Here is a 16624-nt window from a genome sequence, read left to right on the forward strand (position 1 = left end):
TTCGCCTCCGATCGTCGGACAGGGGAACCACGGGGCACGCTGCGGCATGTCTGACGCCGTGTCAAGAAAGGGGGTCGAGGGAGGGCTGCGCAGTGATCGATCATCTGTGCGCAACAAACGTCCATCTCGGACAGATCCGCGCAATGATCGTTCGCCAATGTGCAAGGATGGTGCATTACGGGCGGTATCACTCAGCTCGTAGGCTCACTCGCTGTACGTGGAGTGGCGCGGACCGCCTGCTCGGCGGTCCCCCCATGCCCAGACAGGGTTCACCCCTGCCTCGGAACTGCTCCGGACCGCTGCGGTCGACGCCTGACAGTCCCCATCCGCAGTGTCAAAGGAGTCCCTTCGTGCTCGATCACGGCCAGGCGCCACCGCTCACGTCCGAGGCCCGCAAGCCCGCCAACCCCCTGCTCCGCCGCAAGCCGGTGGAGCGACTGGTCGCCGAGGGCGGTCAGGGCGAGGGCGGCTCGCTGCGCCGCTCGCTCACCATGTGGCAGCTGACGATGATCAGCATCGGCGCCACCCTGGGCACCGGCATCTTCGTCGTCCTCGGCACCGCCGCCCCCAAGGCCGGCCCGGCCGTCACGATCTCCTTCATCCTCGCGGGCCTGACCGCGCTGTTCTCGGCCCTGTCCTACGCCGAGCTGGCCGGTTCCGTCCCGGTCTCCGGCTCCTCGTACTCCTACGCGTACGCCACCATGGGCGAGCTCATCGCCTGGATCTGCGGCTGGTGCCTGGTCCTGGAGTACGCCGTCTCCGTCGCGGCCGTGGCCGTCGGCTGGGGCCAGTACCTCAACGAGCTCCTCGACGGGACCATCGGGGTCACCATCCCCTCGGCGGTCTCCGCACCGCTGGGCGAGGGCGGGTTCATCAACCTGCCGGCGCTGGTCGTCGTCCTGCTCTCCATGGTCTTCCTGATGCGCGGCGCCAAGGAGAGCGCCACGGTCAACTCGATCATGGTCGGGGTGAAGATCGTCACCCTGCTGCTCTTCATCGGCATCGGCGTCATGGGCATCAAGGCCGGCAACTACACCCCGCTCGCCCCGCTGGGCGTCACCGGCATCAGCGCCGCCGCCTCCACCCTCTTCTTCTCGTACATCGGCTTCGACGCCGCCTCCACCGCCGGTGAGGAAGCCAAGAACCCGAAGAAGGACCTGCCGCGCGCGATCATGCTCTCGCTGGGCATCGTCACCGTCCTCTACGTCCTGGTCGCCTTCGTCGCCGTCGGCGCCATGCCGTGGCAGGACTTCGAGGGCACCGAGGCCGCGCTCGCCCAGATCATGACCGACGTCACCGGCCACAGCTTCTGGGGCGTCGTCCTCGCCGCCGGCGCCGTGATCGCGATCTTCTCCGTCGTCTTCGCCGTCCTCTACGGCCAGACCCGCATCCTCTTCGCGATGTCCCGCGACGGTCTCGTCCCCAAGGTCTTCGCCAAGGTCGACGAGAAGACCGGCGCCCCCCGCGCCAACGTCATCCTCGTCTCCGTCTTCTGCGGCCTCCTCGCGGCCTTCATCCCGCTGGGCAAGCTCGCCGACGCCACCAGCATCGGCACCCTCTTCGCCTTCGGCCTGGTCAACGTCGCCGTGATCATCCTGCGCCGCACCAAGCCCGACATGCCGCGCACCTTCAAGGTGGCGCTCTTCCCCGTCACGCCGATCCTGGGCTTCCTCGCCTGCGGCTACATGATGTTCAGTCTCGATATGGCCACGTGGATCGTCTTCGGTGGCTGGATGGCAGTCGGCCTCGTGGTGTACTTCACCTACGGCATCCGCCGCTCCCGCCTGGCCACCGAAGAAGTGGCCACAGCAGAAATGTGATCCACCCGCAGTGCGACTGAACGATCTCGACGAACGCATCGTGCACGCCCTCGCCGAGGACGCCCGCCGTTCCTACGCGGACATCGGCTCCGAGGTCGGCCTCTCGGCCCCCGCCGTCAAGCGGCGCGTCGACCGGCTGCGCGCCGAAGGCGCCATCACCGGGTTCACCGTCCGCGTGGACCCGGCGGCCATGGGCTGGGAGACCGAGGGCTTCATCGAGATCTACTGCCGCCACAACACCTCGCCGGACGACATCCGGCGAGGGCTGGAGCGGTACCCCGAGGTGGTGTCCGCGTCGACCGTCACCGGCGACGCGGACGCCCTGGTCCAGGTCTTCGCCTCCGACATGCGCCACTTCGAGCGGGTGCTGGAGCGCATCGCGGGCGAGCCCTTCGTGGAACGCACCAAGTCGGTCCTGGTCCTCTCCCCCCTGCTGCGCCGCTTCACCTCTGTTTGAGGGGAGGCTTCGCCTCCGGGGCGCCGGTGCCGTGCTCTCAGGGGCGTACGTCCTCAGAAACCGCTCGTTCCTCGCGGTTTCCTCCGGGCGTGCGCCCCTGAGAGCACGGCGCGCCCCTTCGGCTCAGCCTCCCCGTGCGGGCTGCGAGGCGGGGGACGGGGCTCTTTCCCGCGGCGGGATCGAGGGCCGGGGGCTGTCACAGGGGCGTGTCAGGATCGGCGACATGAAGATCCAGATCCTGCCGCCGGCCGAACCGCACCGCTCGACCGTCTACCCGGACTGGGCCGCGGCCCACGATCCCGCCCGCGCCGCGGACGCCGCCGCGCTCTTCGCCGAGGCCCTCTCCACCCTCCACACCGCCTACGAGAAGCCCGGCCGGTACGTGGACGGCCTGGAGCGGCTCGTCAGGACCCTGGAACCCGCCCACCTGCCCTGGTTCTGGGACACCCTCGGGCACCGGCTGATCCCCTGGCACCTGCGCTCCGCGGCCCGCGCCCACGCCCTCGCCCGCAAGGCCGAGCAGGCCCACCGGCTCCCCGTCGACCCCGACTGGCACCGGGCCAACCTGCTGCTCTTCGCCCGCGCCGGAGCCCTCCCCGCCACCGCCATCGGGACCCACCAGACCTGGCTCACCGCCACCCTGGACCCCCGGGCCGCGCACGAGGAGTTCGTACGCTTCCTGGAGGCCTGGGCCGCCTCGCCCGGCGAGCCCCCCGCCGACCTGGCCCGCCGCCTGCGGATCTCCGCCCGCGCGGCCGGAGCCGGCACCGCCGAGGAAGCCCGGGTACTGGGCGCCCTGCTCGGCGCCGCCCACGGCAAGGACGTCCCCGACCGGCTGCTCGACGCCGCCACGGCCCTGCTGACCGAGCACCCCCCGGCCGACGACACCGCCGCCCTGCTCCTCGACCTGTTCCCCGAGAGCCGCGGCGACGCCGGTGCCTGGCTGCGGCTGCTCCTGGCCTGCGGGGCCGCCGACGCCGCCGCGGCCGGGCGGATCGTCCCCGAAGGCGGCCTCGACGGCTGGTTCGCGCGCTACACCCACCGCTTCGGCCACGGCCGCTCCGGCAGCGGCATCATGCGCCAGCCCATGCCCGCCGAACTCTTCGAGCTGCTGACCCGCTGGGCCCCCCGGCTGCGCGCCGCCGCCCCGCTGCGCCTGCACGAGGACCGCTACCGCCACCCCGGGCTCGACGCCGACCTGCTCGACGCCTGCCTCGCCGAGGGCATCGCCGTCGAGGACCCCGGACCCGCCGTGCGGCTGGAGTTCCGGGACGGCCGCTCCCGGCGCGACCTCAAGGCCCTGGCCGCGGACCCCGTCTTCGGCCCCCGCCTGGAGGGCACCGTCCACGAGGCCCTGCGCACCGCGGGCAGCGCCATCACCCGCCTCCCGCACAACGCGGGCATCGCCGCCGGCGTGCACGGCCGGGTCGAAGCCCTCCTCGACGCCCTGCGCGGCGGCGGACTCGCCGCCGCCGACGAAGCCGTCGACGAGCTCCACGGACTGCTGGACCGCCCCACCGCCCGCGCCCTGGACGGCATCGAGGAAGCACTGGCCGGCCTGGACCTCACCGGCCCCCTCGGCCGCGCCCTGCGCGCCGGGCTCCCCGAGGAGTTCGGCTGGCCCGCCCTGGACGAGGCCGTCGCCGAGCTCGGCGGCCCCGACCGCGTCGTCGGCGTGACCAGCACCTGGCCCGTCCTCACCGTCTACGGCCCGGACCGCGCCTTCGCCGTCGACCACGCCGGCCGGCGCGACGCCTGCGCCTTCCGGATCCCCGGAACCGCACCCCGGCCCGCCGCAACCCCCGACGAGCCGGCCGCCGCGGCGCCCTCGCTCACCGTGCACCACATCGGCGGACAGTTCCTCGTCGCCTGGAGCGACGCCGGCAACAACGTTCCCGACCGCGCCTTCTGGACCGACCACCCCGAAGACGTCTTCGAGCCCGAGCAGACGTACGGCCTGCGCCGCTACGGCGGCATGGTCCAGAACGGCCTCGGCTACCAGTTCGCCACCCCCGACGGCACCGGCCGCCACGACGGCCGCGTCGTCCTGCGCCCCGGCGGGCGCGGGGGCATCGGCCACCACGACGTCCAGATGAGCGACGGCACCCGCTTCTGGAGCGCCCGGACCTTCTGCTCCTGGGGCAGTTGGACCCGCGTCGACCCCGACACCGGGGAACGCGGCACCGACCGCACCCCGCCCGCCTTCCACACCGCCACCGAACCCCCGCCCGGCACCCGGCTCTTCGGGGACGTGCAGTCCCTCGCCGTGCTGCCCCCCGGCGCCCCCGCCTCCCCGCTCGGACAGGACGGCCGCCTCGTCGGATTCCGCGTCCTCCACCGCACCCCCTACGCCGGCCCCTCGCCCCGCGAGTTCCTCCTCCAGGGCACCGACGGCCGCAGCGCCTCCTACCGCAGCCGGCGCCCGGGCCGCCGTCCCTGGGCGGTCCTGCGCATGCCCGCGGGCGGCGAGGACGCGGTCCTCGCGGGCGAGGAGACCGTCCGCTGCCACTCCGCCGAGGACAACTCCCTCCTGTGGCAGGTCCACGGCTTCCCCGGCTCCGACCGCCGCCGCGCCCCCGGCTTCGGCGACGGCGCCGGACCCGTACCGCCGCCCGCGTTCTGGCACTTCCTGACCCCCCGCGACGAGACCTCCTCACACGCCCTGCGGACCGTCGCCGAGCCCCTCGTACGGGACCTCCTCGACGCCGCCGTGCGCGCAGACCCGGCCCCCGCGCTCCCCGGGGCGCTCGAACCGCGGATCGCCGAAGGCGTCGCCCGCGCCGCCCACCGCGCCGCCGACATCCTGCGCCGCCGCCGGGCCCTGTCCCGCCGCGTCGCCCTCCTGCGCGCCGAACCGGCCGTGTCGCTGCGCACCGAAGTACCCGACACCGAACTCACCCCCGCCCTGCTCGGGCTGCTGCCCGACCGGCGCCGCCACCACGGCTGCCCCGAGCCCCAGCCGCAGCCCGCCCTGCTCACCGCCGTCGCCGCCGACGGCCGCCACCTGCGCGGGGAGATCGACGAGGAGACCCGGCTGCTCGCCCTGCCCGCCGACCCCGCGCCCTGGCAGCCGCTCGTGGGCCGGATCGGCGCCGTCGCCTGGCGGGCCTGCGCCGCCACCACCTCCGACGCGGACCGGGCCGCGCTCGCCGCCCTGCTGGAGACCTGGAGCGGGCAGCCCTTCGCCGAACCGGGCAGCACCTGGCGCACCGGCCGCGCGGCCCCGGAGGCCCTGGCCGCCGTCCGCTCCGCCGGACACCCCCTCGCCTCGACCGCCGACGGCGGCGACGGTGAATGGTTCCTCCAGCGGGCCGCCGACCCCGAGCCCGACGGCGCCGAGGACCGCGAGACCCTCACCGTCGACACGGACGACACCGCGCGCCTGCCCCGGCTGCTGGAACTGCTCGCCGAGCGGGGACCGCTGACGGCGTCCCCCGCCGCCCGGGAGGCCTTCGCCCGGCTCACCGGCGTACGCGGCCCCGTCGCGGCCCTGGTCCTCGCCGGGTTCCCCCGCCGCGAGGACCACGGCGAGCACCAGCGCCTGCTGGGCGGGCCCCCGTACAAGGCGACCAAGGCCATGGTCTCCGCCTACGACGAGCTCTGCCGGGCCCTGGGCGCGGCCGGACGCCGGGCGGTCCTCGCCGCGGGCCTCCCGCAGGACCCCGCCGACCTGTGGGAGCCCGCCGGGACGACCGCGGCGGCCGAGCGCATGGCCGCCGCCTGGAACGGGCTCCTCGGCGCCGAGGAGCCCGCCGACGAGGAGCTGGCCGCCGCCCTGGAGGCCGAGCTGGGCCTGCACGAGAGCTGGGCCAGGAGCCTGCCCGCCGGACGCGCCCCGCAGGCCGAGCCCTTCGGCGAGGACGGCTTCCTCCTCACCCGGGACCGCCGCGGCGCCCTGGAACTGCGGTACGCCGAACCGGACGGCACCGCCGGACGCTGGGTGGCCCCCTCGGCGCCCGCCCACCGGACGGCCGCCACCGTCATCGCCTGGGCGCTGACCGAACGCCCCGTCGGGGACCCCGCCCGCAGCGGGGCCCTGCTCCTGCACCGGCGGCTGCGGGAGCAGCTCGCGGGCCCCGGAGCGCTGATCCCCCTCGGAAAGCTGCCCGGCCTGGGACGGTCGGTGCCCACCGACCCGGCCTTCAGCCCCTACCGGGGGACCGTCCTGCCCGGTACGGTCCCGATGGCCGAAGGCGCCGAACCCGACACGGTCCACGCCGACGGGACCCTCCTGGTCGGCGCCCCCTCCGGCGAGACCTTCCTGTGGGCCGCCGCCTTCACCGCCCCCGGCGGAGCGGATCGGGCCGCCGCCACGTGCGGGGCCCGGGGACCGGCCTGGATCCTCGACGACCTGCCGCGCACCGCCCGGCTCCTGGACGGGCTCGACCGGCTCGCCGCCCGCGCCGCCGACACCCCCGTGCCCCCGGGCGGCTACGAGACCGATCCCTCGCTCAGCGCCCCCGACCTGGTGGCCGAGGTCGCCCGGACCCTCGGGGTCGGCGCGGACGCCGCCGCCCTCCACCTCCAGCTGCTCGCGCTCGCCCGGCCCACCGACCGGGCCGTGCGGCGCTGGAACGGCTGGACGGCGGCCCGGCACAAGGCGGCCCAGGCCGAACTGGTCGCGTCCGGGGCGGTGGAGAGCGGCAAGCGGGCCCGCGCGGGCCGCACCGCGTTCCTCCCCGGGGAGTGGGCGGACCTGAAGGCCCCGCACCTTCCGCTGGAGAAGGCCAAACTGGAGGGCCACCTGGCGTGGGCCGCGGGCAAGAGCCTGTACGCGATGACGCTGCGGCTGCTCGCCCCGCTGCCCCCGCACGAACTGTTCGCCCGCGCCTGGCGGCAGGCACGCCCGTAACGGGCCCGGGGCTACACCGACACGGGCCGGGCGGCGGCGCCGGACAGCAGCCGCCGCCGCTCCTCCTCCGTCAGTCCGCCCCACACCCCGAAGGGCTCGCGGGTGCGCAGCGCGTGCTCCAGGCAGGCCGCCCGCACCGGGCAGCCCTGGCACACCCGCTTCGCGGCCTCGTCCCGGTCCTCGCGCTCCTCGCCCCGCTCGCCGGCGGGGTGGAAGAACCTGCCGGGGCCCAGGCCCCGGCAGGCGGCCCGGGCCTGCCACTGCCAGTGGTGGTGCGCGGCGCCGGGCAGACGGGAGACGTCTTTCACGGCAGTTCCCTTCCGTAGGTTCCGTGACTCCTCCCGCGTCTGACCGCGAGCGGCACTCCGAAACCCGGCGGAGCGGACCGCCTTCGTCCGCCACCGGTCAGGGGCGCCGGGCCCACTCCTCGGCCAGCAGCCGGTACGAGCGCACCCGGTCGGCGGGCGAGTGCGTGATCGTCGTGATCAGCAGCTCGTCCGCGCCGGTGGCCTCCCGCAGCCGCTCCAGGTGGTCCGCGACCGTCGCCGCCGACCCCACGAACCGGGTCTCCACCCGGTCGGCGACCAGCGCGTGATCGGCCGCCGACCAGCCGGCCACCAGCTCCCGCGCCTCCCCCGGCGAGGGGAAGGGGATCGCGCCCTCGGCGGTACGGATGCTGTGCACCCAGGGGGCGTACCCGGCGGCCAGCTCGCGGGCCTCCGCGTCGTCCGGGGCCACCACCACGTCCGCCGACACCGTCAGGTACGGCCGGTCCAGTGCGGCGGACGGCTTGAAGGCGGCCCGGTAGCCCTCGGCGGCCTCCAGCACGCTCGCCGGGCTCACGTGGTAGTTCGCGGCGAAGCGCAGCCCGTTCGCGCCGGCCGTCTCCGCGCTCTGCCCGCCGCTGCTGCCCAGGATCCACACCTGGACGTCGGCCCCCTCGCCGGGGACGGGGTGCGCCTCCACCCCCTCCGGGGAGCGGTACTCGCCGCGCAGCAGGGCCAGTACGTCGCCCACCTGCTCGGCGTAGTCCTGCGGGCGGGCCCCCGGCAGGTTCAGCAACCGCTGCTGGAGGGCCACGCGGGGGTGGCCGAGGAGGTGGGCGAAGGAGAACCGGGGCGGTATCCGCAGCCCGCCCGGCGTCCACCCCTCGAAGGGCGGGGCCGCGTCCGGCGCGGGCTGCGGCGGCCGGCCGGCCGAGCGGCCCAGGCCCAGGTCGAGGCGGCCCGGGTGCAGGGCGTCGATCAGCCCGAACTCCTCCACCGTGGACAGCGCGGTGCGGTGGCCCAGCTGCACGGCCCCCGACCCGAGCCGGATCGTGGAGGTGGCCCCGGCCGTCAGCGCCAGCAGCACGGCGGGCGAGGTCCCGGCGACCCCCGGGTTCAGGTGGTGCTCGGCGAACCAGTAGCGGGCGTAGCCGAGCCGCTCGGCCTGCCGGGCGAGGGCGACGGTGTGGTGCAGCGCCTCGGCGGCGGTGGAGCCGGACGGGACGGGGACGAGGTCGAGGACCCCGAGGGGGGTACGGGACACGGTGCTCCTCCTCAGGGGCCGGTGGGGGCCGGGATCCGCGGTGCGGCCAGGCCCAGGTGGTCGCGCAGGGTGGGTCCGGAGTACTCGCGCCGGAACACCCCCCGTTCCTGGAGCAGCGGGACGACGGTGTCGGCGAAGCCGTCCAGGCCGCCGGGCGTCAGGTGCGGGACGAGGATGAAACCGTCGGCCGCGTCCTGCTGGACCAGGTCGTCGATCGCGGCGGCGACGGTGGCGGGCGAGCCGATGAAGGTCTGCCGTCCGGTGGTCTCGATCACCAGCTCCCGGATCGACAGCTTCCGGGCGGCGGCCAGCTCCCGCCACTCCCGGGCGGTGGCCAGCGGATCGCGGAACATGCGCACGCTGGCCCGGCCCCGCGCGACGGTGTTCTCCCCGGGGACCGGGTCGACCTCCGGGAGCGGGCCGTCCGGGTCGTACGCGGACAGGTCCCGGTTCCAGACGTGCTCCAGGTACGAGATCGCCGTGGCCCCGCTGACCTGCGCGAGGCGTACCTCGCGGGCCAGTTCCCGGGCCTCGGCGTCGGTGTCACCGAGGACGAAGGTGGCCGCGGGCAGGATCTTCAGCTGGTCCGGGGTGCGGCCGTACCGGGCGAGCCGGCCCTTGACGTCCGCGTAGAAGGCCCGGCCCTCCTCCAGGGTGGCGTACCGGCCGAAGATGGCGTCGGCGTCGGCCGCGGCGAACTCCCGGCCCTCGTCCGAATCGCCCGCCTGGAAGACCACCGGCCGGCCCTGGGGGCTGCGCGGCACGTTGAACCGCCCCGAGATGTCGAACTGTTCGCCCCGGTGGACGAAGGCGCCCGCGCCCGCGTCCCGCAGGAAGACCCCCGACGCCGGGTCGGCGAGGACCTCGCCCCCGTCCCAGGAGTCGAACAGTTCGTTGGCGGTGGCCAGGAACTCGCGGGCCCGCCCGTAGCGTTCCTCGCGCGGCAGGAAGCCGCCGCGCCGGAAGTTCTCGCCGGTGAAGGCGTCCCAGGAGGTCACCACGTTCCAGGCGGCCCGGCCGCCCGACAGGTGGTCGAGGGTGGCGAACTGGCGGGCCACCTCGTAGGGCTCGTTGAAGGTGGAGTTGATGGTGCCGGTCAGGCCCAGGTGCTCGGTCACGGCGGCGAGGGCGGAGAGGACCGTGAAGGTGTCGGGCCGGCCGACCACGTCCAGGTCGTGGATCCGGCCGCCCTGTTCGCGCAGCCGCAGTCCCTCGGCGAGGAAGAGGAAGTCGAAGCGGGCGCGCTCGGCGGTCTGCGCGAAGTGGACGAAGGAGTCGAAGTCGATGTGGCTGCCGGCCTCCGGGTGGCTCCACACGGTGGTGTTGTTGACCCCGGGGAAGTGCGCGGCCAGATGGATCTGCTTGAGGGGTTTGCCCATGGTGGTACGTGTCCTCCGGGTCGTGGCCGGTGCGTCGTGTGGTCGGGCCGCGCTCAGGCGGCGGGCCGCGCGTAGCGGTTCGCGGGGCGGGGGAGCCCGAGCAGGCCGCGCAGCGAGGAGGCCCCGTAGGAACGCCGGAAGGCGCCGCGCCGCTGGAGCTCCGGCACCAGGCCGCGGGTGATCGCCGGGAGGTCGTGCGCCAGCACGCCGGGCCGCAGCCGGAAGCCGCCCAGCCCGGCCCGCCGCCAGTCCAGCAGCAGGTCCGCGAGCTGCGCGGGTGTCCCCGCGAACAGCAGGGCGTCGCTCGTGTACGCCGACCCGTGGACGGAGTCCAGCCGCTGGAGCCGCCGGGTCGCCGCCGCGGGGCTCGCGTCGAGGAAGACGGTCAGTTCGCCGAACACGTGCAGGGGCCGCCCGGCCCGGCCCGCCGCCTCCTGGGCGGCCCGGATCCCGGCCACGGCGGCGCGGGCCTGACCGGCGTCCCGGGCGGTCACGTATCCGAGGTCGGCGGAGCGGGCGAGCAGCGGGTACGCCGAGGCGTCGGCCGCAAGGGCGCTGACCGGCGGCTGCCCCTGCGGGGGACGCGGGGTGATCGAGGGGCCGCGGACGCTGAAGTGGGGTCCCTCGAAGTCGATGTGGTGCAGCCGCTCCCGGTCCACGAAGCGGCCCGTGGCCACGTCCCGGATCTCGGCGTCGTCCTCCCAGCTGTCCCACAGCCGCCGCGTCACCTCGACGTGGTCGGCCGCCTCGGCCAGCAGGACGGAGGCCGGTTCCGAGGCGGTGCGGCGGCCGAAGTGGCGTGCCTCGTCCGGGCGTTCGGAGATCTGCACGCGCAGTCCGGCCCGGCCGCGGCTGACGTGGTCCAGGGTGGCCACGGCCTTCGAGACGTGGAAGGGCTCGGTGTGCGTGGCGGTCACGCTCGGCACCAGGCCGATGTGCCGGGTCAGCGGCGCGACCCGGGCGGCGACCAGGACCGCGTCGAGCCGGCCGCGGACCAGGTCCGTACGGCCGTCGGCCTCGGCCGGATCGGTGGACTGCAGGCCGAGCGCGTCCTCGAAGGTGACGAAGTCGAGCAGGCCGGCCTCGGCCTCGGCGACCAGGTCCGCCCAGTAGCGCGCGGTGGTCAACTCACCGGGCCGGGCGCCCGGTTCGCGCCAGGCGGCCGGATGCCAGCCGGCCCCTTCGAGGGCCACGGCCAGGTGGAGCGGGGCGGGGTCGGATGGGGGCACGGCGGAACTGCCTTCCTGATCGGACGTGCGGTGGCCGGCGCGGCGGGGTGCCGCGGGCGGCTCGGGACGCGATCAGGGGCGACAGAGGGAGGCGCAGACCCGCTGGAGGTCGACGTGGGTGCGCGCGTGCAGGCGCACCAGCCGGCGCGGGGCGAGCACGGGAGCCGGACGGAGTGCGGGACGACCGCTGATCTGCCACGTGTTCACCGCCACGGCCTTCCTCCCTCCGTCCGTGCTCCCGTTCCACCGACGCTACGGGAGACTCCGGCGGCACTCAATGAACCCCGTGTTAAGCCGCGTTACGGCCGGATCCCGTCGGCCCCGGGGGTGCGCAGGCCGATGAAGACCGGCTTCCGGCGCAGGGTGAACCCCATCGACTCGTACAGCCCGATCGCGTGGGTGTTCTCGGCGGCCGCGTGCAGGAACGGCGCGTCCCCGCGCTCCAGGATCTCCCCGACGAGGGCCCGCACCAGCCGGCCCGCGAGGCCCCTGCCCCGGTGGTCGGGGTGGGTGCAGACGGCGCTGATCTCCGTCCAGCCCGGCGGCTGCATGCGTTCCCCGGCCATCGCGACGAGCCGGCCCTCCTGCCGGAACCCGAGGTACGTGCCGAGCTCGACGGTGCGGGGCAGGAAGGGGCCCGGCTGGGCCAGCTCGACCAGCTCGGTCATCTCCGCCACGTCGTCCCGCCCGAGGCGTACGGCCTCCGGCGCGGCCTCGCCCCGGACGGCCCGGCCGTCCAACTGGACGCCGGGGATCTCCAGCACCGTGGCCCAGCCGGCCGGCGGGGTCGGCAGGCCGGTCAGCCAGACCGTCTCGCCGGGCCCGATCAGCGCGGCGAGGTCGGCCCAGGCGGCGGGGTCGGCGGGGTCGGCCAGCGCGGCGAACGGGTTCGCGGCCGGCAGGTAGCGGGCGGCCAGACCGCCGGGGGCGGTCTCGGCGAAGGCCCGGTGCGGGCCGGTCAGGGACGCCCACACCGGGTTGTCCAGGGGGGCGGCGGGATGTTCGGTGCGCATCGGGTGCGGGGATCCTTCCGTGGGGGCGGTCAACAGCCGCCCCTGACCGCCTTCTTGACGGCCCCGCGCGGCGCCACGAGACTGCGGGGGACAGCGACGGCCAGGGGCAGGGTAAGCCCCGTGGGCAGCGGGGGGCAGGTCGATTTCCGTGACACCGGTACGGACGCCGCGCCGCTGGTGGCTGACCCGACGCCTGCACATCGACCTCCTCCGCGTCAGCAGCGCCACCCGCCCCTGACCCCGGCCCCGGCCCCTGGAGCCCGCCGCACCCGGCCCTGCCGGGCCGGCGAGCCGCCCGGCCCGGCCGGACCGACCGTCCTGCCCCCGCCAGGGCCGGACGGCCCGAGTCCGGCCGGCGAGGCCGACGGCTGCGCGGGCCTGTCCGGCACCACCGGTTCGCGGCGCCCGCCTTCCCGGCCCTCGCCGGCGCGGACCGTCCGGCCCGGTGCCGGGCAGGTCGCGGCCGCCCACCAGCCGCCCTGCCGGGCTTCCGGGCGGGGGCCCGGACCGGCTGACCCGCCCCTGCCGGGGGCGGCGGTCCGGGCCGGCGAGCCGGTGGCCGCCCTGCCGGCGTCGCCGCGCGGGCCCGTCATCCGGCACCACCCGCCTCACGGTGCCCCCCCAGGGCGCCCCCGCCCCTGCCGGGCTTCCGCCCGGGGGCCGGGCCGGCTGTTCCGCCCCTGCCGGGGGCGGCGGTCCGGTCCGGTGAGGCCGGTGGCTGCCCCGCCGGGGTCGCTGCGCGGGCCCGTGGTCCGGTACCACCGGGTCGCGGCGCACGCCTCCCGGGCAGGGCGAGGCCGCCCACCGCCCGCCCCTGCCGGGATTCCGGCCGGGGGCCCGGGCCCGCTGTCCCGCCCCCGCCAGGGGTGGGCCCGCTCGTCGTTCATGAGGGGTTCCCGCCGGGCCGGGCGGGGGCGTCGCCCCTGTTCGTCCTCCCCCGGCCAGGGGGGGAGCGTCCGTCATCGTCCACACCCCGGAGGATCAGAATGGTTCCCACCGTCATGCCCCGCACCGCCCCCGTCCCCGCTCCGCGCGGCCGGATCGGGGCCGGGTTCCTCCCGGTGCCGCACCGGTACCACCTCTACCTCGCCGAAGCCTGTCCGCGGTCCCGGCGCGTCCGCGCCGCCGTCGCCCTGCTCGGCCTCACCGGGTCCGTCGGGACCACCCTGCTCGCCGCGCCCGCCTCGTACGCCGCCCTGCGCCGCGCCTACGAGGCGGCCGGGCACCACTACGACGGCACCCTCGCCGTTCCCGCCCTCTGTGACACCTGGAGCGGCCGGGTCGTCAGCAACCACACCCCCGACATCCTCGACGACCTCGCCGTCCGCCTCGCCGGCCGCCCCGACCTGGCCCCGCCCGCCCCCGCCGCCTTCACCTCCGCCGTCCGCGCCCTCCTCGACCCGGCCGACCCGGTCGCCCCGGCCGCCGAGCGGACCGCCGCCCTGGAGCTGCTGGAGCGCCGGCTCGCCGTTCGCCCGTACGCTCTGGGGGACCGCCCGACCGTCGCCGACGCCGACCTGTGGGTGGCCCTGCTGGACCCCGCCGTGCTGCCCGCGGCGGGTCCGCACCTGCGGGCCTACGTCCGCCGCCTGTGCGCCCATCCGGCCTTCGGGGCGGCCTCGTAACGCAGCGGCGCAACGAATCGCCGCACACCCCGCAGAACGCGCAACGAATCGATGCGCCCAGCGCAACGCTCACTACTTGTACCGATCGAACGCCCGAACGTACCGTTTTACGACCCCCACCCCACCTGTCACAGAGGTACGCCCATGCCCCCGCTGCGCACCGCACTCCTCCAGAGCTCCGGACGGCTCGGCGACACCGCCGAGAACCTGAAGCGGCTCGACGAGGCCGCCGCGCGCGCCGCACAGGGCGGGGCCGGGCTCCTCGTGACCTCGGAGATGTTCCTGACCGGCTACGCGCTGGACCTCCAGGACGTCCCCGGCCTCGCCGAAGCGGCCGACGGCCCGTCCGCCGTCGCCATCGGCGAGATCGCCCGCCGCCACGGGATCGCCGTCCTGTACGGCTACCCCGAGAAGGCGGGCGACGCGGTCTTCAACTCGGCGCAGCTGATCGGCCCCGACGGGACCGCGCTCGCCAACTACCGCAAGACCCACCTCTTCGGCTGCTTCGAGCAGGACGCCTTCACCCCCGGCGACACCCCCGTCGTCCAGGCGGACCTGAACGGCCTGCGCATCGGCATCATGATCTGCTACGACGTGGAGTTCCCCGAGAACGTACGGGCCCACGGGCTGGCCGGGACCGACCTCCTCCTGGTCCCGACCGCCCAGATGCACCCGTTCCAGTTCGTGGCCGAGCAGCTGGTGCCCGTCCGCGCCTTCGAGAACCAGATGTACATCGCGTACGTCAACCGGACCGGCCCCGAGGGCGAGTTCGAGTTCGTCGGCCTCAGCTGCCTCGCCAGTCCCGACGGGGTCACCCGCACCCGGGCCGGGCGCGGCGAGGAGATGGTGTTCGGCGAGGCCGACCCCGAGCTCCTGCAGGCCTCGCGCGAGACCAATCCGTACCTGCGCGACCGCCGCCCCGGGCTCTACGCCTCCCTCGTCTGAGCCCGCCCCGCCCGCCGCCCGCCCCGCCGCCACCTGCCCGACCCCGCAAGGAGACGTACCCCCATGACGTCCACGGTGCCCACCACCGCCGTCCCGCACAGCGACGGTCAGCCCCCGATCACCATGTTCGGGCCGGACTTCCCGTACGCGTACGACGACTTCCTCGCCCACCCGGCGGGCCTCGGTCAGATACCGGCGACCGAGCACGGCACCGAGGTCGCCGTCATCGGCGGCGGTCTGTCCGGCATCATCTCCGCCTACGAGCTGATGAAGATGGGCCTCAAGCCCGTCGTCTACGAGGCCGACCAGATCGGCGGCCGGCTGCGCACCGTCGGCTTCGAGGGCGCGGGCACCGAGGGCCTGACCGCGGAGATGGGCGCCATGCGCTTCCCGCCGTCCTCCACCGCCCTCCAGCACTACATCGACCTGGTCGGCCTGGTCACGGAGCCCTTCCCGAACCCGCTCGCCGAGTCCACCCCCTCGACGGTCGTCGACCTCAAGGGCGAGACGCACTACGCCGAGACCATCGCCGACCTGCCGCAGATCTACCGCGACGTGTCGGCCGCGTGGAACGCCTGCCTGGACGAGGGCGCCGACTTCTCCGACATGAACACCGCGATGCGCGAGCGGGACGTCCCGCGCATCCGCGAGATCTGGGCCAAGCTCGTCGAGAAGCTCGACGACGAGACCTTCTACGGCTTCCTGTGCAAGTCGGAGGCCTTCAAGTCCTTCCGCAAGCGCGAGATCTTCGGCCAGGTCGGCTTCGGTACCGGCGGCTGGGACACCGACTTCCCGAACTCCATCCTGGAGATCCTGCGCGTCGTCTACACCGAGGCGGACGACCACCACCGCGGCATCGTCGGCGGCTCGCAGCAGCTGCCGCTGCGCCTGTGGGAGCGCGAGCCCGAGAAGATCCTGCACTGGGCCCAGGGCACCTCCCTGTCCTCCCTGCACGAGGGCGCCCCGCGCCCGGCCGTGACCCGCCTGCACCGCACCGCCGGCAACCGCATCACGGTCACCGACGCCTCCGGCGACATCCGCACGTACCGCGCCGCGATCTTCACGGCCCAGTCGTGGATGCTCCTGTCGAAGATCGAGTGCGACGACACGCTGTTCCCGATCGACCACTGGACGGCGATCGAGCGCACCCACTACATGGAGTCGTCCAAGCTGTTCGTCCCCGTCGACCGGCCGTTCTGGCTGGACAAGGACGAGGAGACGGGCCGCGACGTCATGTCGATGACGCTGACCGACCGCATGACCCGCGGCACCTACCTGCTGGACAACGGCCCCGACCAGCCGGCCGTCATCTGCCTCTCGTACACCTGGTGCGACGACAGCCTCAAGTGGCTGCCGCTGTCCGCGAACGAGCGGATGGAGGTCATGCTGAAGTCCCTCGGCGAGATCTACCCCAAGGTCGACATCCGCCGTCACATCATCGGCAACCCGGTGACCGTGTCCTGGGAGGACGAGCCCTACTTCATGGGCGCGTTCAAGGCCAACCTGCCGGGCCACTACCGCTACCAGCGGCGCCTGTTCACCCACTTCATGCAGGACCGCCTCCCCGAGGACAAGCGCGGCATCTTCCTCGCGGGCGACGACATCTCCTGGACGGCCGGCTGGGCCGAGGGTGCCGTCCAGACCGCCCTGAACGCGGTCTGGGGCGTCATGCACCACCTGGGCGGCTCCACCGACGCGAGCAACCCCGGCCCCGGCGACGTCTACGACGAGATCGCCCCGGTCGAGCTCCCCGAGGACTGATCCCCCCGGGAAC

Annotated in this window: 13 protein-coding genes; 7 read left to right on the top strand and 6 right to left on the bottom strand. The window is 75.0% G+C overall.

Annotated features, from left to right (window positions below; all coding sequences use genetic code 11):
* Positions 1 to 350 precede the first annotated feature (350 nt).
* From SLAV_RS30335 to SLAV_RS41165, 3 genes are all read left to right on the top strand, one after another.
* Positions 351 to 1820, top strand: a complete 1470-nt coding sequence (locus SLAV_RS30335) for an amino acid permease (protein WP_030234151.1) — start codon at positions 351 to 353, stop codon at positions 1818 to 1820.
* Positions 1821 to 1830: 10 nt separating this feature from the next.
* Positions 1831 to 2277, top strand: a complete 447-nt coding sequence (locus SLAV_RS30340; RefSeq protein ID WP_030234152.1) for an Lrp/AsnC family transcriptional regulator — start codon at positions 1831 to 1833, stop codon at positions 2275 to 2277.
* A gap of 223 nt (positions 2278 to 2500) precedes the next feature.
* Positions 2501 to 7129 (top strand): hypothetical protein, encoded by a 4629-nt coding sequence (locus tag SLAV_RS41165; RefSeq protein WP_030234155.1) that lies wholly within the window; start codon positions 2501 to 2503, stop codon positions 7127 to 7129.
* An 11-nt stretch (positions 7130 to 7140) separates the two neighbouring features.
* On the opposite strand, the gene SLAV_RS30350 is transcribed toward SLAV_RS41165, so the two are convergent.
* The 6 genes from SLAV_RS30350 to SLAV_RS30370 form a co-directional block, all read right to left on the bottom strand.
* Positions 7141 to 7437, bottom strand: coding sequence for a WhiB family transcriptional regulator (locus tag SLAV_RS30350; protein WP_030234156.1), 297 nt, complete (start codon positions 7435 to 7437; stop codon positions 7141 to 7143).
* Positions 7438 to 7534: 97 nt separating this feature from the next.
* The gene (locus tag SLAV_RS30355; protein ID WP_030234159.1) at positions 7535 to 8659 is read right to left on the bottom strand and encodes an LLM class flavin-dependent oxidoreductase; all 1125 of its coding nucleotides are present in this window, start codon (positions 8657 to 8659) and stop codon (positions 7535 to 7537) included.
* An 11-nt stretch (positions 8660 to 8670) separates the two neighbouring features.
* A complete protein-coding gene (locus SLAV_RS30360) occupies positions 8671 to 10038 on the bottom strand; it encodes an NtaA/DmoA family FMN-dependent monooxygenase (RefSeq protein ID WP_030234161.1) in 1368 nt (455 codons plus the stop codon).
* A gap of 53 nt (positions 10039 to 10091) precedes the next feature.
* Complete coding sequence (locus tag SLAV_RS30365; protein WP_030234164.1) at positions 10092 to 11267, bottom strand: LLM class flavin-dependent oxidoreductase; 1176 nt, start codon at positions 11265 to 11267, stop codon at positions 10092 to 10094.
* A gap of 72 nt (positions 11268 to 11339) precedes the next feature.
* Positions 11340 to 11480 (bottom strand): hypothetical protein, encoded by a 141-nt coding sequence (locus tag SLAV_RS41170; RefSeq protein WP_158740743.1) that lies wholly within the window; start codon positions 11478 to 11480, stop codon positions 11340 to 11342.
* Positions 11481 to 11566: 86 nt separating this feature from the next.
* The gene (locus SLAV_RS30370) at positions 11567 to 12280 is read right to left on the bottom strand and encodes a GNAT family N-acetyltransferase (RefSeq protein WP_030234167.1); all 714 of its coding nucleotides are present in this window, start codon (positions 12278 to 12280) and stop codon (positions 11567 to 11569) included.
* Between the two features lie 148 nt (positions 12281 to 12428).
* Between SLAV_RS30370 and SLAV_RS43400 the strand changes: the two genes are divergently transcribed.
* The 4 genes from SLAV_RS43400 to SLAV_RS30385 all read left to right on the top strand — a co-directional run bounded on the left by SLAV_RS43400 (position 12429) and on the right by SLAV_RS30385 (position 16611).
* Positions 12429 to 12518 carry a putative leader peptide gene (locus tag SLAV_RS43400; protein ID WP_335341806.1) on the top strand — a complete coding sequence of 30 codons (90 nt, stop codon included), beginning with the start codon at positions 12429 to 12431 and terminating at the stop codon, positions 12516 to 12518.
* 763 nt (positions 12519 to 13281) lie between these two features.
* Complete coding sequence (locus SLAV_RS43245) at positions 13282 to 13905, top strand: glutathione S-transferase C-terminal domain-containing protein (protein WP_158740745.1); 624 nt, start codon at positions 13282 to 13284, stop codon at positions 13903 to 13905.
* A 144-nt stretch (positions 13906 to 14049) separates the two neighbouring features.
* Positions 14050 to 14850, top strand: coding sequence for a carbon-nitrogen hydrolase family protein (locus tag SLAV_RS30380; protein WP_030234173.1), 801 nt, complete (start codon positions 14050 to 14052; stop codon positions 14848 to 14850).
* A 63-nt stretch (positions 14851 to 14913) separates the two neighbouring features.
* Positions 14914 to 16611 (top strand): flavin monoamine oxidase family protein, encoded by a 1698-nt coding sequence (locus tag SLAV_RS30385; RefSeq protein WP_030234174.1) that lies wholly within the window; start codon positions 14914 to 14916, stop codon positions 16609 to 16611.
* Positions 16612 to 16624: the final 13 nt, after the last annotated feature.

This window comes from Streptomyces lavendulae subsp. lavendulae (genome assembly GCF_002803845.1).
Lineage (GTDB): Bacteria > Actinomycetota > Actinomycetes > Streptomycetales > Streptomycetaceae > Streptomyces > Streptomyces lavendulae.